Origin of the sequence: Brevibacterium sp. S111, assembly GCF_004745075.1 — a bacterium.
GTDB lineage: Bacteria > Actinomycetota > Actinomycetes > Actinomycetales > Brevibacteriaceae > Brevibacterium.
Genome location: NZ_RHFH01000002.1, coordinates 75,107 through 99,817, shown reverse-complemented (window position 1 = coordinate 99,817; position 24,711 = coordinate 75,107). Strand labels below are relative to the sequence as shown.

At 66.4% G+C, this 24,711-nt stretch carries 19 protein-coding genes; 15 read left to right on the top strand and 4 right to left on the bottom strand.

Translation table 11 applies throughout. From position 1 onward, the window contains the following. Positions 1-32: 32 nt before the first annotated feature. Positions 33-1,970, top strand: coding sequence for a hypothetical protein (locus tag EB836_RS02765; RefSeq protein ID WP_135537598.1), 1,938 nt, complete (start codon positions 33-35; stop codon positions 1,968-1,970). A gap of 289 nt (positions 1,971-2,259) precedes the next feature. Here EB836_RS02765 and EB836_RS02760 read toward each other — a convergent pair whose 3' ends face one another. Beyond that, positions 2,260-2,715 (bottom strand): Lrp/AsnC family transcriptional regulator, encoded by a 456-nt coding sequence (locus EB836_RS02760; protein ID WP_135537597.1) that lies wholly within the window; start codon positions 2,713-2,715, stop codon positions 2,260-2,262. A gap of 430 nt (positions 2,716-3,145) precedes the next feature. Between EB836_RS02760 and EB836_RS02755 the strand changes: the two genes are divergently transcribed. The 6 genes from EB836_RS02755 to EB836_RS02730 all read left to right on the top strand — a co-directional run bounded on the left by EB836_RS02755 (position 3,146) and on the right by EB836_RS02730 (position 10,951). Continuing rightward, entirely contained in the window at positions 3,146-3,922 is a 777-nt protein-coding gene (locus tag EB836_RS02755) for an electron transfer flavoprotein subunit beta/FixA family protein (protein ID WP_135537596.1), read from the top strand. An 11-nt stretch (positions 3,923-3,933) separates the two neighbouring features. Further along, a complete protein-coding gene (locus EB836_RS02750) occupies positions 3,934-4,914 on the top strand; it encodes an electron transfer flavoprotein subunit alpha/FixB family protein (RefSeq protein ID WP_135537595.1) in 981 nt (326 codons plus the stop codon). A 1-nt stretch (position 4,915) separates the two neighbouring features. After that, positions 4,916-7,336, top strand: a complete 2,421-nt coding sequence (locus EB836_RS02745; RefSeq protein WP_135537594.1) for a cytochrome b/b6 domain-containing protein — start codon at positions 4,916-4,918, stop codon at positions 7,334-7,336. Positions 7,337-7,520: 184 nt separating this feature from the next. After that, positions 7,521-8,909, top strand: coding sequence for an MFS transporter (locus EB836_RS02740; RefSeq protein ID WP_240689556.1), 1,389 nt, complete (start codon positions 7,521-7,523; stop codon positions 8,907-8,909). Positions 8,910-8,976: 67 nt separating this feature from the next. Further along, entirely contained in the window at positions 8,977-10,230 is a 1,254-nt protein-coding gene (locus EB836_RS02735) for an aminopeptidase P family protein (protein ID WP_135537593.1), read from the top strand. Between the two features lie 28 nt (positions 10,231-10,258). Further along, a complete protein-coding gene (locus EB836_RS02730; RefSeq protein WP_135537592.1) occupies positions 10,259-10,951 on the top strand; it encodes an IclR family transcriptional regulator in 693 nt (230 codons plus the stop codon). Between the two features lie 20 nt (positions 10,952-10,971). Here EB836_RS02730 and EB836_RS02725 read toward each other — a convergent pair whose 3' ends face one another. Further along, entirely contained in the window at positions 10,972-12,093 is a 1,122-nt protein-coding gene (locus tag EB836_RS02725) for a hypothetical protein (protein WP_135537591.1), read from the bottom strand. A gap of 168 nt (positions 12,094-12,261) precedes the next feature. Further along, the gene (locus EB836_RS02720; protein ID WP_135537590.1) at positions 12,262-12,924 is read right to left on the bottom strand and encodes a GntR family transcriptional regulator; all 663 of its coding nucleotides are present in this window, start codon (positions 12,922-12,924) and stop codon (positions 12,262-12,264) included. A gap of 136 nt (positions 12,925-13,060) precedes the next feature. On the opposite strand from EB836_RS02720, the gene glyA reads away from it, so the two are divergent. Genes glyA through purU form a run of 7 tightly spaced genes read left to right on the top strand, consistent with a single transcriptional unit; the run spans position 13,061 to position 22,050 of the window. Next, complete coding sequence (glyA, locus tag EB836_RS02715; protein ID WP_135537589.1) at positions 13,061-14,440, top strand: serine hydroxymethyltransferase; 1,380 nt, start codon at positions 13,061-13,063, stop codon at positions 14,438-14,440. Then, positions 14,440-15,657 carry a sarcosine oxidase subunit beta family protein gene (locus EB836_RS02710; RefSeq protein WP_135537588.1) on the top strand — a complete coding sequence of 406 codons (1,218 nt, stop codon included), beginning with the start codon at positions 14,440-14,442 and terminating at the stop codon, positions 15,655-15,657. Before glyA ends, EB836_RS02710 begins: the two co-directional genes overlap by 1 nt. 26 nt (positions 15,658-15,683) lie before the next feature. Further along, positions 15,684-15,980 (top strand): sarcosine oxidase subunit delta, encoded by a 297-nt coding sequence (locus EB836_RS02705; RefSeq protein WP_135537587.1) that lies wholly within the window; start codon positions 15,684-15,686, stop codon positions 15,978-15,980. Next, entirely contained in the window at positions 15,977-18,952 is a 2,976-nt protein-coding gene (locus EB836_RS02700) for a 2Fe-2S iron-sulfur cluster-binding protein (protein ID WP_135537586.1), read from the top strand. The genes EB836_RS02705 and EB836_RS02700 overlap by 4 nt, the downstream gene beginning before the upstream one ends. Next, on the top strand, positions 18,945-19,682 hold the full coding sequence (locus EB836_RS02695; protein ID WP_135537585.1) for a sarcosine oxidase subunit gamma family protein: 738 nt from the start codon (positions 18,945-18,947) through the stop codon (positions 19,680-19,682). Before EB836_RS02700 ends, EB836_RS02695 begins: the two co-directional genes overlap by 8 nt. Beyond that, positions 19,682-21,151: an L-serine ammonia-lyase gene (locus tag EB836_RS02690; RefSeq protein ID WP_135537584.1), complete on the top strand. Its 1,470-nt coding sequence runs from the start codon at positions 19,682-19,684 to the stop codon at positions 21,149-21,151. The genes EB836_RS02695 and EB836_RS02690 overlap by 1 nt, the downstream gene beginning before the upstream one ends. Before the next feature lie 44 nt (positions 21,152-21,195). Then, positions 21,196-22,050, top strand: coding sequence for a formyltetrahydrofolate deformylase (gene purU / locus EB836_RS02685; RefSeq protein WP_135537583.1), 855 nt, complete (start codon positions 21,196-21,198; stop codon positions 22,048-22,050). Positions 22,051-22,158: 108 nt separating this feature from the next. On the opposite strand, the gene EB836_RS02680 is transcribed toward purU, so the two are convergent. After that, positions 22,159-23,703: an aminotransferase class I/II-fold pyridoxal phosphate-dependent enzyme gene (locus EB836_RS02680; RefSeq protein WP_135537582.1), complete on the bottom strand. Its 1,545-nt coding sequence runs from the start codon at positions 23,701-23,703 to the stop codon at positions 22,159-22,161. A gap of 74 nt (positions 23,704-23,777) precedes the next feature. Between EB836_RS02680 and EB836_RS02675 the strand changes: the two genes are divergently transcribed. Continuing rightward, positions 23,778-24,692: a LysR family transcriptional regulator gene (locus EB836_RS02675; protein ID WP_135537581.1), complete on the top strand. Its 915-nt coding sequence runs from the start codon at positions 23,778-23,780 to the stop codon at positions 24,690-24,692. The last annotated feature ends 19 nt before the right edge of the window (positions 24,693-24,711 follow it).

The following is a 24,711-nucleotide window of genomic DNA, read 5'->3' as shown; positions in this document are numbered from 1 at the left end:
TTGCTTCAGTTCATCCTCGGCAGGAGCAGTGCGTGTCTTCTTTCTTCGACAGTCCCGAATTCCACGGTATGGCAGCGGGCGGCAAAATCAGCCACAACCCCGGCATGGGCGATCGGATGATGCGGGAGTTGGCGCCGTTCCTCAAAGCTGAAGGCGTCGACATCGACGATCCGGATGCGGACTTCACCGAAGCCGAATTCCACGCAGCCATGGAAAGGGCACAGGTGGCGTACAACCGCCGTCTGTTCACTCCGGTCGGTGCCCATCGCGGACTGGCGGTGGGGAAGCTGCGGTCCTTCTCCCTTGCCTTCGCCGAGGGTGATACCAAGCGCGCCGAGGCTGTTGTGGCCTCCCTGCCCTCGGATCCTGAGGACTTCAATCCGAGCGTCGCACAGGTGACCGGGGTGGCGATGGGCCTGGTCGACGAATGGTTCACCGACGAGACCCACGGACCCAAACTGGGCGGAGTGATGGCGCCGAAGTGGCCGACGAAGAAGTCCCGTGCCGTGGCACGCGACATCCTGGCGCTGGCGCACAAGGGGCGCGTCGTCGACAGCCTCGACCGCCTCATCAACAGCAACAGCGGATTTCACGTCCTCGAAGGGTCCATGCTCGCCGTGGCCGCCGTGGTCGTGCGCCTGACCAAGCGAAACAAGGTTTCGGCGCAGGACGTCGTCGACGAACTCATGCCCCTCGACGGTTATCCGGAACCGGTCGCCGGCACCTACAGCCCCACCGACCGAGTGATCCAGGATGGTCAGGAAGCTCAGGACGGCCCCGCTGTGGAGCAGGACCTGCCCGAGTGGCTCGGCGGATCGAACGCTGCCGATAATGCAGCCGGTGCTGCCGCTGACCCGCGGGACATCGATGAGCGAATGGACGAGGTCGAAAAGACCGTCTACGAGATGCCGCTCTACCAGCGCTTCCGCGACTGGCTGGCCGAGGCCTACGACGACGGCGATGAAGACTCAGAGGTCTTCGACATCGCCCACCTCCTGTTCTGCATCGCCGTATCCTCCCGCGCAGATATCGACGAGCCGGAGGGAATCGACGACCTCCTCGACGTCCTTGAAAGCTTCGCCGTCGACGGACAGGAGGGCGCCGAGAATGCCGACGGCGAATCGCCTTCGACGGTGATCTTCCTCGACAGCCTCGAAGCTCTCGACAACTATCTCCGCTTCCGCATGGACACCGACGAGACCCCCGAACGCTGGAACGCCGCTCGCGCCCGAGCCGAGGCCGCGAGCATGCGCACCGACCCGCTACCCTCGGCCCTGATGGCCGCCGTCGAAGCCAATGCACTGAGCGAGGAGCAGCTCGCGCAGCCCATGACGCAGAACCGCCTCGTCACCGGCATCGCCGGAATCCTCGAGTGGATCGGCGACTCCCGACAGGTGACCGGAACGGGACGGGTGAAGCGAGCGGATATCGCCGAGGCGGCCGGACAGTTCGGCATCGATGCCGTCGGTGTGGCCTCGAACGCCCGGTACGAAGACGGCGTGAACTATGCGCGCAGCGCGGATGAGGTGCCCGTCCTCGAGGCGATGTGGGCCGTCATGCAGAGCGCGGAGATCATCGAGATCACTGGGACGAAGGTCAGGCCCGCCGACGCCGCTGACCAGTGGCGCTCTGGTGTGGTGAGCGCGGATGCGGCACTGCCGGTCATCGGCGCGTTCATCTACGAGCGGCTGCTCGACGTGATCAACCTGGTTCCCGGCGAGGACTATGGTGCCCCGGCGATCACGATCGCCCAGCGTCTCATCGAGATCCTCACTCCCGACTCCGCACCCGAGCCTCCCGAGCTCGACATCGACGAGGTGCGCGCCGGCCGGATCTCCACATTGCTGGCGGACGAGCTGCAGGAGCTGACCGAGCTCGGGCTCTTTGAGGCAGACGGAGACACGGTGTCCGTAGAGCCGGTGTACCGGCGCATCGTCGCCGGTGCCGCTCTCATGCTGCTCTCGCGCTGAGGATTCGGCCGGTCTCGGGAAAATAGTTGCCGACGACCTGTTGTGCGTTGCCGTGCTGCGGGTTAGGCTAGCCTATGAGAATTACGAAACATCGGTCTTGCCTAAGGCGGTTGACACGCTGGCTTGAAGTGTTGGACACGATGGTGGTGATTCTCTCTGTTTCACGTCATGGAGCCCTCGGCGCAAATTCCGGTGTCGAGGGCTTCGACGATTCACCGCACGGTTCATCTGCGGGGCCGATGCCCTGTCTGTGAGTCGCCCTGCCGGTGAGTCGTAGCCGGTGAATCGCTCAGCCGGCGCCGGGCCTGTGTCCCTCGGCCTCGTCGAGGATGAGCAGCGAGCGGGAGGACACGACGCCGGGCACCTCGTGGATCCGGCGCAGAATGACCTGTGAGAGTGCCGTATTGTCCGGGGCGTTGACCGTGACCAGGGCGTCGATGTCGCCGCTGACGGCTTGGACCTTCTCGACGAACGGCAGTTCGGCCAGATCGTCGCGGACCTGCGGCCAGGGGCGCTCGCCGATCTTGACGACGACGACCGCGGTCACGGTCATGCCGAGGGCGCGGCGGTCCACCTCGGCGGTGAATTTCCTGATCGCACCCGATTCGACGAGGGTGGTGAAGCGCTTGTGCGCCGCCGAGCGGGAGATGTGGACGCGCTCGGCCAGCTGGCGCACACTCAGGCGCGAATCCTCGACGAGGGCAGCGATGATGCTGCGGTCGATGTCGTCGAGGTCGAAAGCCACGGGGCGCTCCTTCACCGTTGATGTTCGCGTCCTGTCCGCCCGGGTTCGGATCGGCACCGGGAGGCAAGGGTCGGTCTGACCGTGTCCTGTCGGTCTGACCCCATTCTAGAGTCCCTCCTCGATTCTAGAGCCCCGCCTCGGCGAGGGTTCTGCGCCACACCGGGAAGGCTCGGGCGTCTGCGAGGTGCGGGGAAACGGGCCGGTGCGCGGAAGCGGGGAAGTGGGGCCGCGGTCCGAGGCATTGGACAAATTCTGTCGATCGTTCGTACAGTAACGAGGATGTCTGTGGTGCGTACCACGTACCATTGGTGACTGAAGAGATGATCGGATCCGGCCGGACCCGGTTAACCGTCGACAAACAGCCACCTGTAGATTATGAGACAGAAGTCTCACTGCAGCCCAACTGCTTCACGAAACTAAGGAGTCATCCTTGAAGATCGCGGTATTGGTCAAAGAGGTCCCGGATACGTACGGTGACCGGAAACTGAACTTGGAAACCGGGCTTGCCGATCGCGGTGCCTCGGAAGCCGTCCTCGATGAGATCGGTGAGCGCGCCCTCGAGGTCGCACTGGCACACAAGGACAGCGACAGCGACACCGAGGTGACCGTCATCTCGATGTCGCCGGACACCGCGACCGCCACGATCCGCAAGGGTCTGGCCATGGGCGGCGACAACGCCGTGCATGTCGCCGACGAGGGCCTGGCCGGTGCCGATCTCGGTCTGACCGCCGAGGTGCTCGCCGCCGCCATCCGCCGCGGCGAATACGATCTCGTCGTCACCGGCAACGTCTCCACCGACGGCAACGGCGGCATGATGCCGGCGATGCTCGCCGAGCACCTCGACTACCCGCACGTGACCGGCCTGGCGACCGTCGAACTGACCGACGGCAAGGTCTCGGGCTCCCGCGCGATCGAAGGCGGCAATCAGCAGGTCTCGGCCGAACTGCCCGCCGTCATCTCGATCACCGAGGCGCTGCCCGAAGCCCGCTTCCCGAACTTCAAGGGCATCATGGCCGCGAAGAAGAAGCCCTTCGAGGTCATCGGCCTGTCCGATCTGGGCATCGATGCCGAGGACCAGTCCGTGGCTCGCTCGATCATGGTCAGCGTCGCTGAGAAGCCGCCGCGCGAAGCCGGCGAGAAGGTCGTCGACGAAGGCAATGGCGGCGCCGAGCTCGCCGAGTACCTCACCAAGAACCGTCTGGCCTAAGGAGAATCGTCATGTCAGAATTCCCGCAGGACTCCATTCTCGTCGTCCTCACCGCCGATGCCGAAGGCCAGCTGGAGAAGCCGGCCGCCGAACTGCTCGGCGGCGCCTCTGAGATCGGCTCGCCCGTCGCGCTCGTCCTCTCCGCTTCCGGCGGTGCCGATGCCGCGGCGCAGAAGGCCGCCGAACTCGGTGCCACAGCGACCCTGACCGCAGAAGTCGCCGAAGGCAACCTCGGCAACTCCGCCGTCGATGCTGTCGCTTCGGCCGCCGAGCTCACCGCCCCCGACGCAGTGCTCGTGCCCAACACCCTTGACGGCCGCGACATCGCCGGCCGGTTCGCGGTGCGCAGCGGTTCGGCCGTGTCCGTCGACGCGATCGGCGTCGAGCGCGACTCCGAAGGCATCGTGGCCAATCACTCTGTCTACGGCGGCGGCTACACCGCCTCGTCGGCTCCGACCTTCGGCGCTCCCGTCATCACGGTGCGCCTCGGTGCGATCGAGACCCGTGCGGAAGCCCAGCCTGAGAACACGCAGGCCCTCGAGGTCGCCGATTCCGGCAAGCGTGCCGCCTCGATCGATTCGTTCGAAGCCATCGTCGAGACCTCCTCGCGGCCCGAACTGCGCGGTGCGCAGAAGGTCGTCTCCGGCGGTCGCGGCGTCGGCTCGGAAGAGTCGTTCGAACTCGTCGGCGAATTCGCCGACGTCCTCGGTGCCGCTGTCGGTGCTTCGCGTGCGGCCGTCGATGCCGGTTACATCGCGCAGTCGCATCAGGTCGGCCAGACCGGTGTCTCCGTGTCCCCGCAGCTCTATGTGGCACTCGGCATCTCGGGCGCGATCCAGCACAAGGCCGGCATGCAGACATCGAAGACCATCGTCGCGGTCAACAAGGATGCCGAAGCTCCGATCTTCGACATCGCCGACTTCGGCGTCGTGGGCGACCTGTTCAAGGTCGTTCCGCAGGCGATCGAAACACTGAACGAAAACAAGTCCTGATATGGCGACCTATTCCAGTTCACTGCGCTCGGGCCTGCCCCGGGTCGAAGGTGGTGACCCCTGGCCCCCGGAGGGCACCGTCGGTGAGCCCTTGGAAGAGGGCGCATCGTGGATCGCGGCGACGTCCGAGTCGGAGGAACTGGATGAAGGTTCCCCCGCCGAGGCGGCCGAGCCCGAGACGACCGACGTTGAGCAGACTGCCGCTGAGCCGGTGGCCGCTGAGTCGACTGCCGCTGAGTCCGTCGAGGTTCCGCTGCGTCGTGGGCTGCCACGCGTCGAAGGCGGCGAACCATGGCCGCCGGAGGGTCACGCTCCTGCCGGAGTGAAAGCCACCGGCGCGTCTGCGGCATCCGCTGCCGACTCGGACGTCGAGGCTGAGACCCCGAGCGATGAACCGACCGAAGAAGCCGACGAGCCGACCGAAGAGTCGGCGTCCGCAGCTCCGGCTGCAGCCGCTGCAACCGTCGGCGCCGGAGCCGCCGTTGCGACCGCTGCGACCGGCGCAGAAACCGAATCGGTCGAAGCCGAATCGTCGGCCGAACCTGCCGCCGAGGCTGCACCTGCGGCCGCGAGCGAGGTTCCGCTGCGTCGTGGTCTGCCCCGTGTCGAAGGCGGAGAGCCCTGGCCGCCGGAAGGCTTTGCGCCTGCCGGGGTCAAGGCCGCAGGAGGCACGTCCGCCGGCGCCGCCGCTCCGGCAGCGGCTGCGCCCGTCGACCGGGCCGCGGACGACACCGCAGCGCAGGCCGACTCTGCCGAAACCGCTTCAGCTGACACCTCAGCCGATTCCGCCTCCGAGTCGTCGTCCGCGGCTCCTGCAGCTGCCGCAGCAGGCGCCGCTGCAGCAGGCGCCGGTGCTGCCGCAGCCGCCGCGAGCGGTTCGGGCTCCGGAGAGCTCTCGGACGTTCCGCTGCGCCGCGGACTCCCCCGCACCGCCGGGGGAGACCCCTGGCCGCCGGAAGGCTTTGCCCCCGCAACGGCAGTGAAGACTGCCGGAGCCGGGCAGCCAGCCTCCGCTTCGGCACCGGGAGACGCGGCAGATTCGCCCTCGACCGACACCGCATCGGCTCAGGCAGACAAGCCTGCCGATGATGCGCAGTCGACCGCTGAGACGAAGCAGGACTCGAAGCCGACCCCCGGTGACGAATCGGGCGAGAAGAAGCCCCAGGGCCGACGCACCGGCATCGGCGGCGTAGGCGCCGGTGCGGCCGCCGCAGGTGCGGGAGCCGCCGCCGGTGCAGGTGCCGCCGCAGCGGGAGCCGCCTCGGCGAGTTCGGTGAAGTCCTCCGACGCGACCGAGAAGAAGCCCGCGCAGCGCCAACCCATGGGCAAGCCAGCAGCCAAGGCCACGGCCAAACCCACGCAGCGCAAGCCGATGGCCAAGCCCGCCGCGAAGTCGTCGGAGCAGTCCGCGGCACGCGCCGCGGACAAGCCGGCCGCAAAATCGGCACCGGCTGCGAAGGCCGCGTCTTCTGGTTCGGCCAGTACTGCCTCGGCGAAGCCTGCAGCGAAGAAGGAACCGGTAATGATCGGTTCGAAGTCGCTGGGACAGTGGTCCAAGCTCGTCGGGCTGGGGCTCGGCGGACTCATCGTCGTGGCCGGAATCCTCATCCTCGCCGCGCGCGGAGTCACGACTCTGCCGGGCGTGCCCGAGTTCCTCGAACGCTACCCGGGCGAATACCACATCCCGGACTTCGTTGATCCGGGCTTCCCGGGCTGGGTGCGGTGGACGCACTTCCTCAACATCTTCTTCATGGTGCTCATCATCCGCTCGGGTCTGCAGGTGCGCCATCAGCAGAAGCCGCCGGCGTTCTACACCCCGAAGAAGGGCGGGAAGAAGGTCAGCATCAACCTCTGGCTGCACACGGGTCTCGACCTGCTGTGGTTGGCCAACGGTGTCGTCTTCGTGGTGCTGCTCTTCGTCTCCGGACACTGGGCGCGCATCGTGCCGACCAGTTGGGAAGTGTTCCCGAATGCTCTGTCGGCGATGCTGCAGTACGCGACGATGGAATGGCCGATGGAAGACGCGTGGGTCAACTACAACGCGCTCCAACAGCTCATGTACTTCATCGTCGTGTTCATCGCCGCGCCTCTGGCAGCGATCACGGGCGTGCGCATGAGCGAATGGTGGCCGAAGGACGCTTCGACGCTGAACAAGATCTACCCGGCGCCGCTGGCTCGGGCGATCCACTTCCCGACGATGCTGTTCTTCGTGTTCTTCATCCTCGTCCACGTGTTCCTCGTGTTCACGACCGGACTGCGACAGAACCTCGGCTACATGTTCGCGGGAACCGACGTGGTCGGATGGGCCGGGCTGATCTGGTTCATCGTGGCCATGGTCGTGGTTGTGGCCGGGTGGTTCGCGGCCAGGCCGCTGCTGCTGGCACCGATCGCGAACCTCTTCGGGCGCGTCTCGAGCAGGTAGGCGGAAGCGCCCGATCCCGGTGCCGCGGCACCGGAGGGCTGGGACTCACAGGCGAAAGGCCCCGTCGGACATGCGGTCCGGCGGGGCCTTTCGCATGCCTTCTGCGCATTGCCGGGAAAAATCTCTTGACCGGGGACCGGTGACGCAATAGCCTTTAATGCAACCACGTTGTAAAGAATGCAACATGGTCGAAGCGTCACCGTTCACGACGATGGAGAAGACAATGAAGTCCGACCTCGCTCCAGAGGACAATGATGCGGCGAAGACCGAAGGGTCTTCACCCGCCCAGCCCACGCTCGAACAGAAGCGCACCCTGCGGCGCGTCGTCTCCGCAAGCTTCGTCGGCAACTTCGTCGAATGGTTCGACTACGGCGTCTACGGATACTTTGCGACCACCATCGCGCTCGTCTTCTTCCCCGCTTCCGAGGGCAACCTCGCTCTGCTGTCGACCTTCGCGGTCTTCGCCGTCTCCTTCGTCGTCCGTCCCATCGGCGGTTTCATCTGGGGGCACATCGGTGACAAGATCGGGCGACGTTCGGCACTGTCGATCTCGATCCTCATCATGTCCGTCGCGACCTTCGCGATCGGGCTCCTGCCCAGCTATGCCATGGCAGGCTTCTTCGCCCCGGTTCTGCTGCTCATCGTCCGTCTCGTGCAGGGCTTCTCGGCCGCCGGCGAATATGCAGGCGCTTCGGCGTTCCTCGTCGAATACGCCCCTCCTCGCCGCCGCGGACTCTATGCGGCCGTGGTGCCTGCCAGCACCGCGACGGGGCTGCTGCTGGGCTCTGTGCTCGCGGCGGTGCTTTCGGCCACGCTCAGCGATGGCCAGCTGGAGAGCTGGGGCTGGAGACTGCCGTTCTTCCTCGCCGCGCCCATGGGGCTGATCGGCCGCTACATCCGCACTCGGCTCGAAGACACACCGGCGTTTCGCGAACTCGCACAGCAGGACGAGGTCATCAAGGCGCCCGTCTTTGCGATGTTCCGCGATTACTGGCGACCGCTCCTCATCGCGATGTGCGCGGTTCTGCTCAACGCGGTCGGGTTCTACGTCGTCCTCACCTACATGCCCACGTACCTGACAACCGAACTCGGCTACGCGGCGACCGAGTCATTCATCGCCACGACCATCGCGCTCGTGACCTACATCGGCTTCATCCTGCTCACCGGGCTGGCCTCGGACCGGTTCGGTCGCAAGCGGATGCTCACCATCGCCTCCATTGCCTTCATCGTCCTCACGGTTCCCGCCTTCATGCTTCTCGACGCCGGCAGCTTCACCGTCGTCATCCTCGTCGAGGTCGGACTCGGCGCGATGCTCACGCTCAACGACGGGACGCTTCCCAGCTTCCTTGCCGAGATGTTCCCGACGAGGATCCGATACACCGGCTTCGCGGTGAGTTTCAACGTCTCGAACGCGCTGTTCGGCGGCACTGCCCCCTTCATGGCGACACTGCTCATCGGTCTGACCGATTCGAACCTGGCCCCCGGCTGGTATCTCATGGCTGCGGCCGCCATCTGTCTCGGCGCCGTCGTCTGCGCCAAGGAGACCTTCCACAAACCCCTGCGCGAAGTCTGAACCTGCGCAGAATCACCCTCACGGTTGGACCAAGTGTGCAACCGTGCCCAAGGAACAGGAGAAATCAATGACCACTTTTGCCGACAGCACCTCCGTCGCCGACCTCGACCGCCTCAAGGTCCTCCACAACGGGGCCAAGACGCCGTTGACCTTCTCCGATGCGGAGATGGAGCGGCGGCTGACCGGCCTGCGTGCGATCATGGCGGAGAAAGAGCTCGACGCAGTAGTCCTCACCTCGTATCACAACATCAAGTACTACTCGGACTTCCTCTTCACCTACTTCGGACGGTCCTATGCGATGGTCGTCACCGCCGATGACACGGTGACCATCACTGCGAACATCGACGCCGGAATGCCGTGGCGGACGAGCTACGGCGAGAACATCGTCTACACTGACTGGCGCCGCGACAACTACTACTACGCAATCCAGGAGGGTCTGCGCCAGCGCGGCATCGGCAATCCTCGCCGACTCGGCGTCGAAGACGACAACCTGCCGTTGGACAACCGCAACCGAATCCAAGCGGCCTTCCCCGATGCCGAGCTCGTCGACGTCGCACAGGCGGCCATGCGCCAGCGGATGATCAAATCGGCCGAAGAGATCGAGGTCATCAAGCACAGTGCTCGGATCGGCGACCTCGGCGGTGAGGCGATCAAGGCCGCGATCACCGAGGGCATCAGCGAGTACGAGGTCGCTCTCATCGGCACCGAAGCGATGGTCCATGAGATCGCGAAGACCTTCCCGGACCAAGAGGTGCGAGACACCTGGGTGTGGTTCCAGTCCGGAATCAACACCGACGGCGCGCACAACTGGGCGACGACACGGAAGATCCGCAAGGGCGATATCCTCAGCCTCAACTGCTTCCCGATGCCCTCGGGCTACTACACAGCGCTGGAGAGGACGCTCTTCTACGGTGAACCCGATGAGCGATCACTTCAGCTGTGGAACGTCAACGTCGAGGTGCATAAGCGCGGCCTCGAACTCATCAAACCAGGGGCGGTGTGCAAGGACATCGCTGCCGAACTCAACGAGATCTATATCGAGCACGGGCTGCTGGCCAACCGGACGTTCGGATATGGGCATTCCTTCGGTGTGCTCAGCCACTACTACGGTCGGGAGGCCGGGCTCGAGCTGCGTGAGGACATCGACACGGTCATCGAACCGGGCATGGTCGTTTCCATGGAGCCGATGATCACCGTCCCCGAGGGGCAGCCCGGCGCCGGCGGATACCGTGAACACGACATTGTCATCGTCGGCGAGAACGAGTCCGAAGACATCACGAAGTTCCCGTTCGGGCCCGAGCACAACATCATCCCGGCCTGATCCCTCGGGGGGCGAATATACTCACACTATGTCCCGACAATCGCCCGACAATCCACGCCGTGGTGCCTCGGTCATCGAGAACACCGTCGCCATCCTGCGCTGCTTCGCACCGGATCGACAGGAGCTCGGTGTCACCGAGATCGCACCGCGCGTGGGGCTGCACAAGAGTACGGTGTCTCGCATCCTCGCATCGCTCGAGCAGGAGGGCATCGTCGAACAGGGGGCATCACGGCGATACCGGTTAGGACTCGGAATCATTGCGATCGCCGGTCCCCTGCTGGCGGACCTGGATGTGAGACGAGCGGCCTATCCCATCCTGCAGGACCTCACGCAGAGGACCGGAGAGACGAGCGCCCTCATGGTCTGGGACGGGTCCGAAGCGATCACCGTCGAACAGATTCCGAGTCCGCAGCCGGTCAAACACACCTCGACGCTGGGCTCGCGCTATCGGACCGAGCAGAGCGCATCGGTCCAGGTCTTCCTCGCCGCAGAGAGCGGCGAGGAGGCGACCTGGGACGTCGGCTTCGCACTCAACGACGCCGAGACCTCCCCGCACGAGGTCGGGGTGGCCGCGGCCGTGCGCGATCATCGCGGAGAGGTCGTTGCGGCCGTACTCATCGCGGCGCCGAAATTCCGGGCAGATACCGCCCGGATCGCAGACCTCGGTGAGGCCTGCGTGCATGCGGCAGACGCCATCACCCGACGTCTGGGAGGCGGTTGAGTCGCATCACCTCGGTGAGGTCAGTGACTGCTGCGGGCAGTGAGATGTCTGATCGTGCGGATGATCATGAGTGCGAGGAGCACGATCCCGACATAGCCGTTGATGACATAGACGATGTTGACCATCTGCGAGAACGGTAGGACCAGGCCGACGATCGTGCCGAGGGCCGCGAGGGCGATCGTGAGGTACTTGAACTTCTTCGTCTTGTCATCGAAGAACCGTGCAGAAACCGTCCACAGCAGGGGAATGGCCGTGGTGTAGATGCCGGCGAGGATCATCGCCGAGATGAGCGCGCCGACCCAGGGGCCGAGGTCGCCGGCGAGGACGAGCATCGGGATCTCCGCATCGTAGACCTGTTCGATGTTCGCCAGCAGTCCGAGGCCGACGACCATGCACGCGGCCGAGAACGCGATTCCGCCGAGGAGTGCTCCGCCGGTGGCTTCACGTTGGTTCTTCACTGTCTTGCCCAGTGCTGAGAGGAAGGCCGCGAGCCAGAGCATGCAGAAGCCGACGTATGACAGGCCCGCCAGGAACCAGTTCGACGAGGCCTGCGTGACATCGAGGCTCGGAAGGATCGCATTCCCGGTCGAGATCCCCTCCGGGTCGCGCATGATGCCGTAGACGCCCAGAGCGATCGCCACGACGACGATGACGGGTCCGATCTTTCCGATGACATCGACGAGGCTCGTCAGCCCGAACCACACCGTGAGTCCGACGGCGGCGGCCAGGGCGACACCGCCGATGTACTTCGACAGACCGTAGTACTCCTCGAAAACTGCTCCGGCGCCGGAGATCATGACCGTGAAGCTCAGGAAGACGAACAGGATCGAGAAGAAGTCGAAGAACGTGCCGAGGTACCTGCCGCAGTAGTGGTAGAAGACTCCCGAGGGTTTCTCGAACTGCTCGCGGCGGCCGGTGAGGAAGAATTCGACAGCGACGTAGGAGATGAGCACGAGGACGAGCAGGCCCGTGCCGAAGACACCCCAGAATCCGTAGGACGCGTAGTACTGGAGGATCTCCTGACCGGTCGCGAAGCCCGAGCCGATGAGGAACGCGATGATCGCCCCCGCATAGGTGATGACGCGCAGGATGCTGGTCTTCTCGGTCGTGGCCAGATGGGCGGCAGCAGAGGTGTCAGTCATGGAAGTCCTTCTTCTTTGAGGGATGGAGCGATCGCCGATCATCAGATCGACAACTGATATATCACCTGGACAAACGTTAGTGCCGCAGCTCCGATGCGTCAACGGGCGGAGAGGGTGCGACGCGGATCGATCCCCTCCGACTGGAGTCGGTTCCGCCTCGGTGAGGGCTCAGCCCAGGGTGGAGCGGACGGTCTTGTCGAACTCGCGGACGTGCTCGGCGGCACGGGCGGCAACCGATTCCTCATCGCCGTCGAGGATCGCCTCGAGCAGATCGATGTGCTCGCGGATGTGGCCGATGAGATCGGGGATCCCAGGGATGACGAGGCACCAGATGCGGGTGGCCAGATCATCGAGCCGAATGAGCGTCTCGGACAGGTGCGGATTGTCGACTGAGCTGTAGATGAGGCGATGGACCTCGAGGTCGCGTTCCATGAGCGTGCGCTGCTCGTCGGTCGAGCCGAGGGCCCTGAGGTCGGAGATCGCTGCGGTGAAGTCCTGGCGTCGCTCGGGGGTGAGGCTGCGTGCGGCCCGTCTGGCCGCGATCGGCTCGAGAGCCTCCCGCATTTCGGAGATCGTCGCCAGATCCGTGAGATCGACATTGGTCGCGAAGGTCCCCCGGCGCGGGTAGGACACGACGAGGTGGTCGCGCTCGAGTCGCTTGAGGGCCTCGCGGATGGGGGTGCGGCCGACTTCGAGTTCCGCGCTCAGTGCCGCCTCGTTGATCGGGTCGCCGGGGCCGATGTCGAGCATGATGAGCCGGTGGCGAAGGATCTCATAGGCGCGATTCGCCAGAGTCGGCGTCGGTGACGTCGCGTCGGCGGGCGTGGCCATGGGGTGACTCCTGAAGAAAGTGCTGGCGAATCTGTTGCACTGAGCGGATTCCTCTGCATAGACTACAGGAACACAGCTGATATATTAGTTGCCGATCAGACGCCGAGGTCTGATCGCCACAGATCGAAGGAGATCCATGACAGAGCAGCTCGTCTCCCGTCCTGACAGCCTCGCCGAGGCGACCCCGGAGTCCGTCTTCCCCAGTCGTGAGCCTGTCGAACTGAGCACAGCGATCGCCGAACTCGATCCCGAGATCGCGGGCTTCATCGACGCCGAACTGGCCCGGCAGCGTGAGGGGCTTGAGATGATCGCCTCGGAGAACCACACCGCCGCAGCGGTCATGGCCGCACAGGGATCGGTGCTCACGAACAAGTACGCCGAGGGCTACCCGGGACGCCGCTACTACGGCGGCTGCGAACACGTCGACGAGATCGAACGCATCGCCATCGATCGGGTCAAGGCCCTCTTCGGCGCCGAGTACGCCAACGTCCAGCCGCACTCCGGCGCCCAGGCCAACGCCGCGGTCATGCACGCCCTCATCCGTCCCGGCGACACCGTGCTCGGCCTCAACCTCGCCCACGGCGGCCACCTCACCCACGGAATGAAGATCAACTTCTCCGGTCGCCTCTACTCGATCGTCCCGTACGGCCTCGACGAAGAGACCGGACGCGTCGACATGGCCGAGGTCGAACGACTCGCCAACGAGCACGAGCCGAAGCTCATCGTCGCCGGCTGGTCGGCGTACACCCGGCAGCTCGACTTCGCCGAGTTCCGCCGCATCGCCGATGCCGTCGGCGCCTACCTCATGGTCGACATGGCCCACTTCGCCGGTCTCGTCGCCGCTGGCCTCCACCCCTCACCGGTCCCGCACGCCCACGTCGTGTCCTCGACGACGCACAAGACCCTCGGCGGTCCCCGCGGCGGCATCATCCTCACCAATGAGGCCGACATTGCGAAGAAGATCAACTCCGCTGTCTTCCCCGGCCAGCAGGGAGGACCGCTGGAACACGTCATCGCCGGCAAGGCCGTGGCCTTCGGCCTGGCTGCCACCGACACCTTCGCCGACAAGCAGAGACGGACCCTGGCCGGAGCCTCGGAACTCGCGCGCCGCCTGACCGAAGACGATGTCGCCGAGCGCGGCATCGCGGTCCTCACCGGCGGCACCGACGTCCACCTCGTCCTCGTCGATCTGAGAGAGTCCGTCCTCGACGGCGCCCAGGCCGAAGACCTGCTCGCCGCCATCGGCATCACCGTCAACCGCAATGCCGTGCCCGACGATCCCCGCCCGCCGATGGTCACCTCGGGGCTGCGGATCGGCACCCCGGCCCTGGCCAGCCGCGGCTTCGGATCCGCTGCCTTCGCCGAGGTGACCGACATCATCGCCGAAGTGCTCAAAGCCGGTGCGACCGAAGGCGGCGCGAGCCCCGAGACCATTGCCGAACTGAGCCGCCGGGTCACCCGACTCGCGAACGACCACCCGCTCTACCCCACCATCTCAGAGATCGGAGCACGCTGATGGCTGACCAGCTACCCGAGCACCCAGACTTCCTGTGGCGCAATCCGGAACCGAAGAAGTCCTATGAGGCCGTCATCGTCGGCGGGGGCGGACACGGACTGGCCACCGCGTACTACCTGGCGAAGAACCACGGCATGAGAAACATCGCGATCCTCGAACGCGGATGGCTCGCCGGGGGCAACATGGCCCGGAACACGACGATCATCCGCTCGAACTACCTGTGGGACGAATCGGCCGCGATCTACGAGAAGTCACTCAAGCTGTGGGAACAGCTGCCCGAAGAGCTCGACTACGACTTCCTCTTCTCCCAGCGCGGTGTGCTCAACCTCGCCCACACCCTCCAGGACGTCCGCGAATCCCAGAGACGGGTCAACGCCAACGTCCTCAACGGCGTCGACGCCGAATGGCTCGACCCCAAACAGGTCAAGGAAGTCTGCCCCATCATCAACATCGGCGACGACCTGCGCTACCCGGTCATGGGCGCGACCTTCCAGCCGCGCGCCGGCATCGCCAAGCACGACCACGTCGCCTGGGCCTTCGCCCGCAAATGCGATGAGATGGGCGTCGACATCATCCAGAACTGCGAAGTCACCGATATCGAGCGCATCGGCGACAAGGTCGTCGGAGTCCAGACCACCCGCGGGCCGATCGCCACCGAGAAGGTCGCCCTGTGCGTGGCCGGAGACTCCTCGGTGCTCGCCGAGATGGCCGGCATCCGCCTGCCCATCCAGTCCCACCCGCTCCAGGCCCTGGTCTCCGAGCTCTTCGAACCCGTGCACCCGACCGTCGTCATGTCCAACCACGTCCACGTCTACGTCTCCCAGGCGCACAAGGGCGAACTCGTCATGGGCGCCGGAGTCGATCAATACAACGGCTACGGCCAACGAGGCGGCTTCCACGTCATCGAGGAGCAGCTGGCCGCCGCGGTCGAACTGTTCCCGATCTTCTCCCGAGCCCATGTGCTGCGCACCTGGGGCGGAAACGTCGACGTCACCCTCGATGCTTCGCCGATCGTGTCGAAGACCGAAGTCGAAGGACTCTACGCCAACTGCGGCTGGGGCACCGGAGGCTTCAAGGGAACTCCGGCGGCAGGTCTCACCTTCGCCCACACCATCGCGAACGACGAACCCCACCCGCTCAACGCCCCCTACGCACTCGACCGCTTCGAGACCGGCCACCTCATCGACGAGCACGGCGCTGCCGCCGTGGCCCACTGAGCCGATACGAGACGGAAAGGACCGACATGCTTCTCATCGACTGCCCGAACTGCGGGCCGCGCGACGAAACCGAATTCCACTACGGCGGTCAGGCCCACGTGCCCTACCCCGCCGACCCACACGCCCTGAGCGACAGGGAGTGGGCCGAATACCTCTTCTACCGCGACAACGACCGCGGTGCCTACGCGGAGATGTGGAGCCACAGCGCAGGCTGCCGCAAATGGTTCAACGCCGTCCGCGACACCGTGACCTATGACTTCATCGCCGTCTACCCGATGGGCGATAACCGACCGACAACACTCGAAGGCGAGGCCGGACAATGACAGACCCACGCTTGACCGACACCCGGATCGCCGGAGCCCGCGGCATCGATCGCAGCCGCCCGATCTCCTTCACCGTCGACGGACAGTCCTATTCGGGCTTCGCCGGAGACACCATCGCCAGCGCCCTCATCGCCGCCGGCCGCGTCGACTGCGGCAACTCCACCTACCTGTCGCGGGCCCGCGGAATCCTCGGCGCAGGCATCGAAGAGTCGAACGCTCTGGTGCGCGTCAAGGCCCGCGTCCCCGGGGACGTCTCCGAATCGATGCTGCCGGCCACACGCGTCGCCATCACCGAGGGGCTCGAAGCCGAATACCTCGCGGGTCTGGGCATCCTCGACCCCGGCCAGGACGAGCTCGTCTACGAACACAAGCACGTCCACACCGATGTCCTCGTCGTCGGAGCGGGACCGGCAGGCCTGGCCGCGGCCCGTGAGGCAGGCAGATCCGGTGCCCGGACACTGCTGCTCGATGATGGTCCCGCCCCCGGCGGATCGCTGCTGTCGGCATCGACGCCCTCCTCGGGCAGCTCGGCCGCGGAGACCATCGACGGACAGGACCCCGTCGAGTGGATCGAGACCACCCTCGCCGGATTCGCCGAGGACGAGGAACTGAGCTGCGTGCCGAACACCACGGTCTTCGGCAGCTACGACTCGAACTATTTCGTCGCCCTCGAAGACCGCACCGTCGAGCTCGTCGGCGCCGACGGGGCCGGAGATCCGGACAGCACAGGCACCGCATCGGCCCGCCCCGGCACCCGCCAGCGCGTCTGGCACATTCGAGCCGGACAGGTCGTGCTCGCCACCGGTGCCCATGATCGTCCGATCGTCTTCGCCGACAACGACCGCCCCGGCATCATGCTCGCCACGGCGGTGCGCACCTACCTCAACCGCTACGGAGTCGCCGCCGGTGACTCGATCGCCGTGGCCACGACGAACGACTCCGCCTACGAGCTCGTCTCGGACCTGCATGCAGCCGGCATCGACATCCCCGCGGTCATCGACTCCCGGACAACCGCCTCGGCGGCGGCGAAGCGCGTGAGCGAGGAGACGGGCGTACGACTCATCCTCGGCTCCGCCGTCAGCGGCACCGCAGGTGAGGGCCCGGCGGGACGGATCAGTGCGATCACGGTCTCCGGTCTCGACGAGGACGGTGTCGCAGAGGACGATGGTGAGGACATCGCCGTCGATCTGCTCGCCGTCAGCGGCGGACACTCACCGGTCATCCACCTCCACGGCCAGCGCAAGGGCCCGATCCACTGGCGAGCCGACATCGCCGCCTTCGTCCCGACGACCCCCGTGCCGAACCAGTCCACGGCAGGAGCGATCAACGGCGACTATTCGCTCGAAGCGGCCCTCAGGCAGGGGGCCGAAGCCGGCAATGCCGCAGCCGACCGCACCGGTTTCCCCATCGAACTCAACGTTCCGGCCGCCGCGCCGATGGCCTGCGCCCCGGCCCGCCCGCTGTGGCTGGTCACCTCGGCGAAGGACGAGCACACGGCTCTGACCACGCATTTCATCGACTTCCAGCGCGATCAGACCGTCGCCGACGTCCAGCGGGCGATGAATGCGGGGATGCGCTCGGTCGAGCACATCAAGCGCTACACCTCGATCTCGACGGCGAACGACCAGGGCAAGACCTCGGCGGTCAACGCGATCGGCGCGATCGCCTCGGTGCTGGGCGAAGCCGCGGACCTCGGACAGGTCGGTCACACGACCTTCCGCGCTCCCTTCGCCCCCGTCCCGTTCGCCGCTCTGGCCGGACGTCGCAAGGGCGAGCTGTTCGACCCGGCCCGCATCACGTCGATCCACTCGTGGCATGTCGCCCACGGCGCCGAGTTCGAGGATGTCGGACAGTGGAAGCGTCCCTGGTACTACCCGAAGCCGGGTGAGGACATGGACGCGGCGGTGCTGCGCGAGGGCAAGGCCGTGCGCGAATCCGTCGGCTTCCAAGATGCCTCGACGCTCGGCAAGATCGAGATCCGCGGCACGGATGCCGGAGAGTTCCTCGGTCGGATCTACACGAATGGGTTCAAGAAGCTGAAGGTCGGCAAGGGCCGCTACGGGCTGATGTGCAAGCCCGACGGGATGATCTTCGACGACGGCGTGACCCTGCGCGTGGCCGAGGACCGCTACTACATGACGACGACGACCGGCGGGGCGGCGACCGTCCTCGAATGGCTCGAGGAATGGCACCAGACCGAGTGGCCCGAACTCGACGTCGTCTTCACCTCGGTGACCGAACAGTGGGCGACCGTCGCCGTGGCCGGCCCCCGGTCGCGTGAGGTCATCGCCAAACTCGCCCCCAACCTCGACGTGTCGAACGAGGCCTTCGAGTTCATGGGCTTCCGGGAGACGACGCTGGTAGGCGGCATTCCCGCACGGATCTGCCGGATCTCGTTCTCCGGTGAGCTCGCCTTCGAGATCAACGTCGACACGTTCTACGGACTCGCCGTCTGGGAGGCCGTCGCCGAGGCGGGGGCCGAGTTCGACATCACCCCCTACGGCACCGAGGTCATGCACGTGCTGCGCGCCGAGAAGGGCTTCATCATCGTCGGCCAGGACACCGACGGCACCGTGACCCCGGCCGACGCCGGCATGGAATGGATCGTCTCGAAGTTCAAGGACTTCATCGGCAAACGCTCCTACTCCCGTGTCGACACGGCCCGGGAGGACCGCAAGCACCTCGTGGGCGTGCTGCCCGTCGACGGAACCACGCGTCTGGCCGAGGGGGCACAGCTCATCACCTCGGCCACGCCGGTGACGCCGGACGAGGGACCCGTGCCGATGATCGGCCACGTCACCTCCTCCTACATCTCGCCCAGCCTCGACCGTCCCTTCGGACTCGCCCTCGTCGAGAACGGCCGCAACCGCGAAGGCGAGATCGTGAAATCCCCGTTCGGCGACACCCTCGTCGACGTCGAGATCACCTCGCCCGTCTTCTACGACCCGGAAGGAAACCGCCGCGATGGCTGACACCACCTATTCCACCGACACCGCCCGCACTGCTCAGGGGAGTGCTGCCCAAACGGTTCGCGACCGCACCGATGCCGGTTCGCTCGAGGACCTGCGCATCTCCCCGGCGGCTCACCTGGCCGACGAGATGGCTCAGGCATCGGCCGCTGGGGGCCGAGCCGTGGCCCTGCGCGAACTGCCGTTCGCCGTCCAGCTCGGTGCCCGAGCCGAACCCGACTCAGCCTCGGGGCGAGTGCTCGAAGACGCCTTCGGTCTGCCGCTGCCCCGCCGGGTCGGCGAGGTCACCGGCGACAGTGCAGGGCTGCACATCCTGTGGCTGAGCCCCGACGAATTCCTCGCCGTCGACGTCTCCCGCCGGCAGCAGCCGGGGGAGACCCTCGTCGCCGAGGCGGGCCTCGAAGGGCTACCCGGACAGGCCGTCGACCTCTCGGCCAACCGCACGATCCTCGAACTCTCCGGTGGGAGAGCTCGCGAGGTGCTCGAGAAGAGCTGTCGCGCCGACCTCCACCCGCGCGCCTTCGGAATCGGCACCGCGATCGTCACCCAGCTGGGCCCCGTGCCGGTCATCCTCCACCACTCCTCGGAGGAGGCCTACCGTGTTTACCCGCGCGCGAGCTTCGCCGACTACCTGGTCCGCTGGCTGCTCGACGGCATGGCGGAGTTCCTCGGCGACGGTGCCGACGGTGCGACCGGCGCCGACCGCGGCGTGACAGCGGAGAGGACCGGCTGATGGCGCTCGGGGTCCTCGACCTGTTCTCCATCGGCATCGGCCCCTCCTCCTCGCACACGGTGGGGCCGATGCGAGCGGCGGTGCGCTTCGTCCGGGAACTCGAGGCCGCAGGGCTGCTCGGCCGCGTCGAAGCGATCCGGGTCGGACTCTACGGCTCGCTCGGAGCGACGGGAATCGGACACGGTTCGGATTCCGCCGTGCTCGCGGGACTGAGCGGATTGGAACCCGAGACCCTCGACCCGGATTCGGTGGGACCGCTGGTCGCCGAGGTGCGTGAGAAGGGCACGCTCCACCTCGGCGGGCGAATGTCCGTGCCCTTCGACGCACAGACCGACCTCACCCTGCACCTGCGCGAATCGCTGCCCGGCCATCCCAACGGGATGCGGATCAGCGCCGAGGTCGACGGTGGGCTCATCGAGCGCGAGTACTACTCGGTGGGCGGGGGATTCGTCGTCACCGCTGAGGAGCTCGCCGCGGAGAAGGAGGCCGCCGAGGCGATTGACACAGTCGGGGACGATCGGGACGGGCATGGTCGGGACGGGGACACCATCGAGTTCTCCACGGCCGATGAGCTTGTCGCACAGTGCCGTGCGCACCAGCTGAGCATCGCCGAGCTGATGGCGGTCAACGAACGTCAGCGCCAGGACGACGAGCTGCTGCGCAAACAGCTGCTCGACATCTGGGCGGTGATGCGCGAATGCGTGCACAACGGGTGCACACGCACGGAGACGACCCTGCCCGGCGGTCTCAAAGTGGGGCGGCGGGCCCCGCAGCTGCGATCGACGCTTGAGGCCGCCGAATACCGTGCCTCGGGTTCCCTCGATGCCCTCGAATGGGTGAATCTCTATGCCCTGGCCGTCAATGAGGAGAACGCCTCGGGCGGGCGCATCGTCACCGCCCCGACGAACGGGGCGGCGGGCATCATCCCCGCGGTGCTCCACTACATGGACCGGTTCGTCATCGGGGACGGGCCGGGTGGCGAGGGCGCCGTCGATGACGACGCCCCCGGTGATCCCGGCGCGGCGAGCGACGACGCGGTCGTCGAGTTCCTGCTCACGGCTGGGGCGATCGGGATCCTGTTCAAACGCAATGCCTCGATCTCCGGCGCCGAGGTGGGCTGTCAGGGGGAGGTCGGGTCGGCCTGTGCGATGGCTGCCGCGGGCCTGTGCGCCGTGCTCGGCGGGACGCCGGAGCAGGTGGAGAACGCCGCCGAGATCGGTCTCGAGCACAACCTCGGACTCACGTGCGATCCGGTCGGCGGAACCGTGCAGGTCCCCTGCATCGAGCGCAATGCCATCGCCTCGGTGAAGGCGATCAACGCCGCGAGGCTCGCCATGCACGGCGACGGCTCGCATCGAGTGAGCCTCGACCAGGCGATCGAAACCATGCGGCAGACTGGAGCCGATATGAAATCCAAGTACAAGGAGACATCGCGCGGTGGCCTCGCCGTCAACGTCGTCGAATGCTGAGCGGCCGCGATCCAGCCGAACCCCGACTGCAGAAGGAAAGAGACATGCAGGACTTCATCTTCACTCTCGAATGCGCCGAGCGTCCCGGTATCACCCATGCGGTGACCGGTGCGCTGCTCACCCACGGCGGGGACATCAAGGAGTTCAAACAGTTCGATGACCAGTCGACGCAGCAGCTGTTCCTGCGCATCGACTTCCGCGTCTCCGAGGAGCCGGGCAACGGGATCGAGGCGCTGCGGACCGACTTCGCGGCGATCGGCGAGGAGTTCGGGGCGACCTGGCAGCTGTGGCCGCAGGGCGAGAAGCGACGGGTGCTCATCATGGTCTCGAAGTTCGAGCACTGCCTCAACGATCTGCTCTTCCGCGCCCGCGTCGGCGAGCTGCCGATCGAGATCGCCGCCGTCGTGTCGAACCACCCCGACCACCGTGAACTCGTCGAATGGCATCACATCCCGTTCTTCCGGATCCCAGTGACGAAGGAGACGAAACCGGCGGCCGAGGCGAAGCTGCTCGAACTCGTCGACCGCTTCGAAGTCGACCTCGTGGTGCTCGCCCGCTATATGCAGATCCTCTCCGATGACCTCGCCCGCGAGCTCACCGGACGCGCGATCAACATCCACCACTCGTTCCTGCCTTCGTTCAAGGGCGCCAAGCCCTACCACCAGGCGTGGGAGCGCGGGGTCAAGACCGTCGGAGCGACCGCGCACTTCGTCAACAGCGAGCTCGATGAGGGGCCGATCATCGCCCAGCAGCTCGTCGAGGTCGACCATTCCTTCGCCCCCGAGGATCTCGTCGCTGCCGGCCGCGACGCCGAATGCAAAGCGCTGTCCAGTGCCGTGAAGTGGCATTGCGACGGTCGTGTCTTCCTCTCGGGCAAGAGGACGGTGGTTCTGCGCTGAGTCTGCGCTGAGTGCGGGGCGCGAGCCCGCTTCGCCGAGCGGACCACTTGGCTTCGAGCGAGCGGGTTGCGCCTGGTCCGGTCGACACCAAGTGGTCCCCTCGGTGCTTCAGGCTCGGGCCCGGGAGCGATCGCTCACGACCCGGAAGGTGTCCATCCGTGAGTCCTGGGCGCCGCGGACGTATCCCGACGGTGCGGCCGCGGTCATGCGGAGGAAGGAGACCACCTCGGCGCTGAGGACTTCCCCGGGCAGCACATTGGGCACTCCGGGCGGATACGCGGCCAGGGCGTCGGCCGAGACCTGACCGATGGCCTCGGCGGAGTCCACGACCTGTGAGTCCGCGAAATGCGCCTGGCTGATCTCCATGCGCTTGACGCAGCTGCCGGGGACGACGATCGGACGCTCCGGCTCGGACTCCGATCGCGGCAGCGCCTGCAGGGCGGACCAGAACCGTTCGACGTCGACCGGCGAGGTGGCACCGATGAGCAGGAGCAGCGCCGAGGGGGTTGCGAGTTCGCAGTAGATGCGGTGGTCGCGGATGAGCCGGTACTGGGCCTCGGCACCCGTGATTCCGGCGCCGCGGGTGTCGATGACGACCTTGAACGGATCGTGGTCGATCGCATCGTGTCCGCCGAGGATATCGGGCGTGGCATCACGGAAGCGGGTGTCGCTCTTCACCCGGGAGCGCAGCTCCGCGGCGGTGTCCAGGGCCGCGCCGATCGCCTCGGGGCGGGTGACCAGATGGCGTCTGGCCTCGTCGAGCGAAGCCAGCAGCAGAGAGCTGCTCGAGGTCGACTGGTAGGACTTCACGACCCGATCGACGAGACCGTCGATGCGGCGGGCGTGCCGGGAGTGGCCGAGGTGGATCATCGCGGACTGGGCCAGCGAACCCGCACCCTTGTGCGTGCTCGAGATGACGAGGTCGGCGCCGAGGCGGACTGCGTTGACCGGCAGATCCGGGTGCATGCCGAAGTGGGAGCCCCAGGCCTCATCGACGATGAGCGGGACATCGTGGGAGTGGGCCGCCTCGGCGATGGCGGCGATATCGGCCACGGCGCCGAAGTAGCTCGGAGAAACGAGGTAGACGGCGGAGCTGTCGGGATGCTGCCGGAGTGCGGATTCGACCTGGGCGACGGTGACGCCGTGGGAGGATCCGAGGCCGGCGTCGACCCGGGGGTGGACGAAATGCGGGCTCAGCTCGGCGTGGATGATGCCGTCGATGACGGAGGAGTGGACGCTGCGCTGGAGCACGAACTCTCGTCCCAGCCCGCGCACGACGGTGGTAGCGATGTGGTTGCCGCCGGAAGCGCCGTTCGTGATGAACCAGCTGCGCGAGGCTCCCCAGGCCTCGGCGGCGAGCTGCTGGGCGGCCGCGATCGGAGTCCGGCGATCGTGATCGATCATCCTCCAACTCTGCTGATCGATGCCGCTGAAGAGCATCGGGAAGTCGATGCTCATGCCGCTCTCACCGACGATGTCCGCCAGGCCCGGGGCATGTGCGCCCGAGCCCTGATGAGCCGGGACGTGAAGACGCTGCCAGTCCTGGGCGGCCAGAGCGCGGAGGGCATCCGCGTACGGGGCCTCGTGCTGGCGCGGGTCGATGTGGGCCACGGTGCCGGAGGGCAGTTCGGAGAGCTGGGAATCGGTGCGCATGGAACTCACGCTACGGAAGCGAAGAAACCTACGCTATAGCAAGAAATCGATCACACTGTCATAGTGTCTATACCATGATGAATCTGCAGCAGTTCCGGGTCCTCCAGGCCGTCCGGGAGGTGGGGAGCCTCAACCGCGCCGCCGAGGTGCTCGGCCACGGAGTGCCGACCGTGACCCACCACCTGCGAACACTCGAATCGCATCTGCGTGTGCAGCTCGTCGAGCGGGCCCGGAGCGGTGCCCGGCTGACGCCCTTGGGCGAGTCCTTCGCCGCGGAGATCGCGCCCGTGCTCGAGCGCATCGACCGCGCCGAACAGCTCGTGACCGCGCAGCGCGACGCGGGCGTGGTCACCCTGCGGATCGGGTCCTTCTCCTCGATCGGCTCACGCCTGCTGCCGGCCGCGATCGCCGAACTGCAGGCACAGAAGTCGGTGCGCGTCGAGGTCGTCGAGGCCGAGCCCAGCGAGGTGGTGCGCATGTTGCACAGCGGTGAGGTCCATGCCGGCCTCATCTACGACATCCCCGAACTGCCCGAATTCGCCGGGCCCGAACTGAGACTGCGCACCCTGCTCGACGAGCCCTACCGGGTCATGGTCGCCCGTGACGGGCAGCTGGCGAAGCAGGACGTGCTCGACGTCGAGCAGATGGGTGAGGTCGCGTGGGTGTCGAGCCGCAATGAGTCCGAAGCCTCGGTGCGCGTGCTCAATCGCGTCTACCGGTCACTCGGACTCGAGGTCCGTGAGCTCATGCGCAGCGACGACCTCTATATGATCCACGGACTCGTCGCCGAAGGACTCGGCTGTGCGCTGACGACGGAGGCCGCCGTCGATACGGGCTTCGCCGTTGAGATCAGACCGGCGAAGCAGGACCTCGGCACCAGGCGGGTCTCCTTCGTCACCCGCACGGGACCGAACCCGGCGGCGGTCGGATGGATGGGCGAGATCCTCGAAACGGTGGCAGCCGAACGCGGGGCCGCCTCGGCGGGGTGAGGTGTGCCGGCGGAACGAA

Coding starts and splice junctions, on each gene's coding strand:
- EB836_RS02750 (WP_135537595.1), top strand. CDS start 3,934: ATGTCAGAATTCCCGCAGGACTCCATTCTCGTCGTCCTCACCGCCGAT.
- EB836_RS02745 (WP_135537594.1), top strand. CDS start 4,916: ATGGCGACCTATTCCAGTTCACTGCGCTCGGGCCTGCCCCGGGTCGAA.
- EB836_RS02740 (WP_240689556.1), top strand. CDS start 7,521: ATGGTCGAAGCGTCACCGTTCACGACGATGGAGAAGACAATGAAGTCC.
- EB836_RS02735 (WP_135537593.1), top strand. CDS start 8,977: ATGACCACTTTTGCCGACAGCACCTCCGTCGCCGACCTCGACCGCCTC.
- EB836_RS02730 (WP_135537592.1), top strand. CDS start 10,259: ATGTCCCGACAATCGCCCGACAATCCACGCCGTGGTGCCTCGGTCATC.
- EB836_RS02725 (WP_135537591.1), bottom strand. CDS start 12,093: ATGACTGACACCTCTGCTGCCGCCCATCTGGCCACGACCGAGAAGACC.
- EB836_RS02720 (WP_135537590.1), bottom strand. CDS start 12,924: ATGGCCACGCCCGCCGACGCGACGTCACCGACGCCGACTCTGGCGAAT.
- glyA (WP_135537589.1), top strand. CDS start 13,061: ATGACAGAGCAGCTCGTCTCCCGTCCTGACAGCCTCGCCGAGGCGACC.
- EB836_RS02710 (WP_135537588.1), top strand. CDS start 14,440: ATGGCTGACCAGCTACCCGAGCACCCAGACTTCCTGTGGCGCAATCCG.
- EB836_RS02705 (WP_135537587.1), top strand. CDS start 15,684: ATGCTTCTCATCGACTGCCCGAACTGCGGGCCGCGCGACGAAACCGAA.
- EB836_RS02700 (WP_135537586.1), top strand. CDS start 15,977: ATGACAGACCCACGCTTGACCGACACCCGGATCGCCGGAGCCCGCGGC.
- EB836_RS02695 (WP_135537585.1), top strand. CDS start 18,945: ATGGCTGACACCACCTATTCCACCGACACCGCCCGCACTGCTCAGGGG.
- EB836_RS02690 (WP_135537584.1), top strand. CDS start 19,682: ATGGCGCTCGGGGTCCTCGACCTGTTCTCCATCGGCATCGGCCCCTCC.
- purU (WP_135537583.1), top strand. CDS start 21,196: ATGCAGGACTTCATCTTCACTCTCGAATGCGCCGAGCGTCCCGGTATC.
- EB836_RS02680 (WP_135537582.1), bottom strand. CDS start 23,703: ATGCGCACCGATTCCCAGCTCTCCGAACTGCCCTCCGGCACCGTGGCC.
- EB836_RS02675 (WP_135537581.1), top strand. CDS start 23,778: ATGATGAATCTGCAGCAGTTCCGGGTCCTCCAGGCCGTCCGGGAGGTG.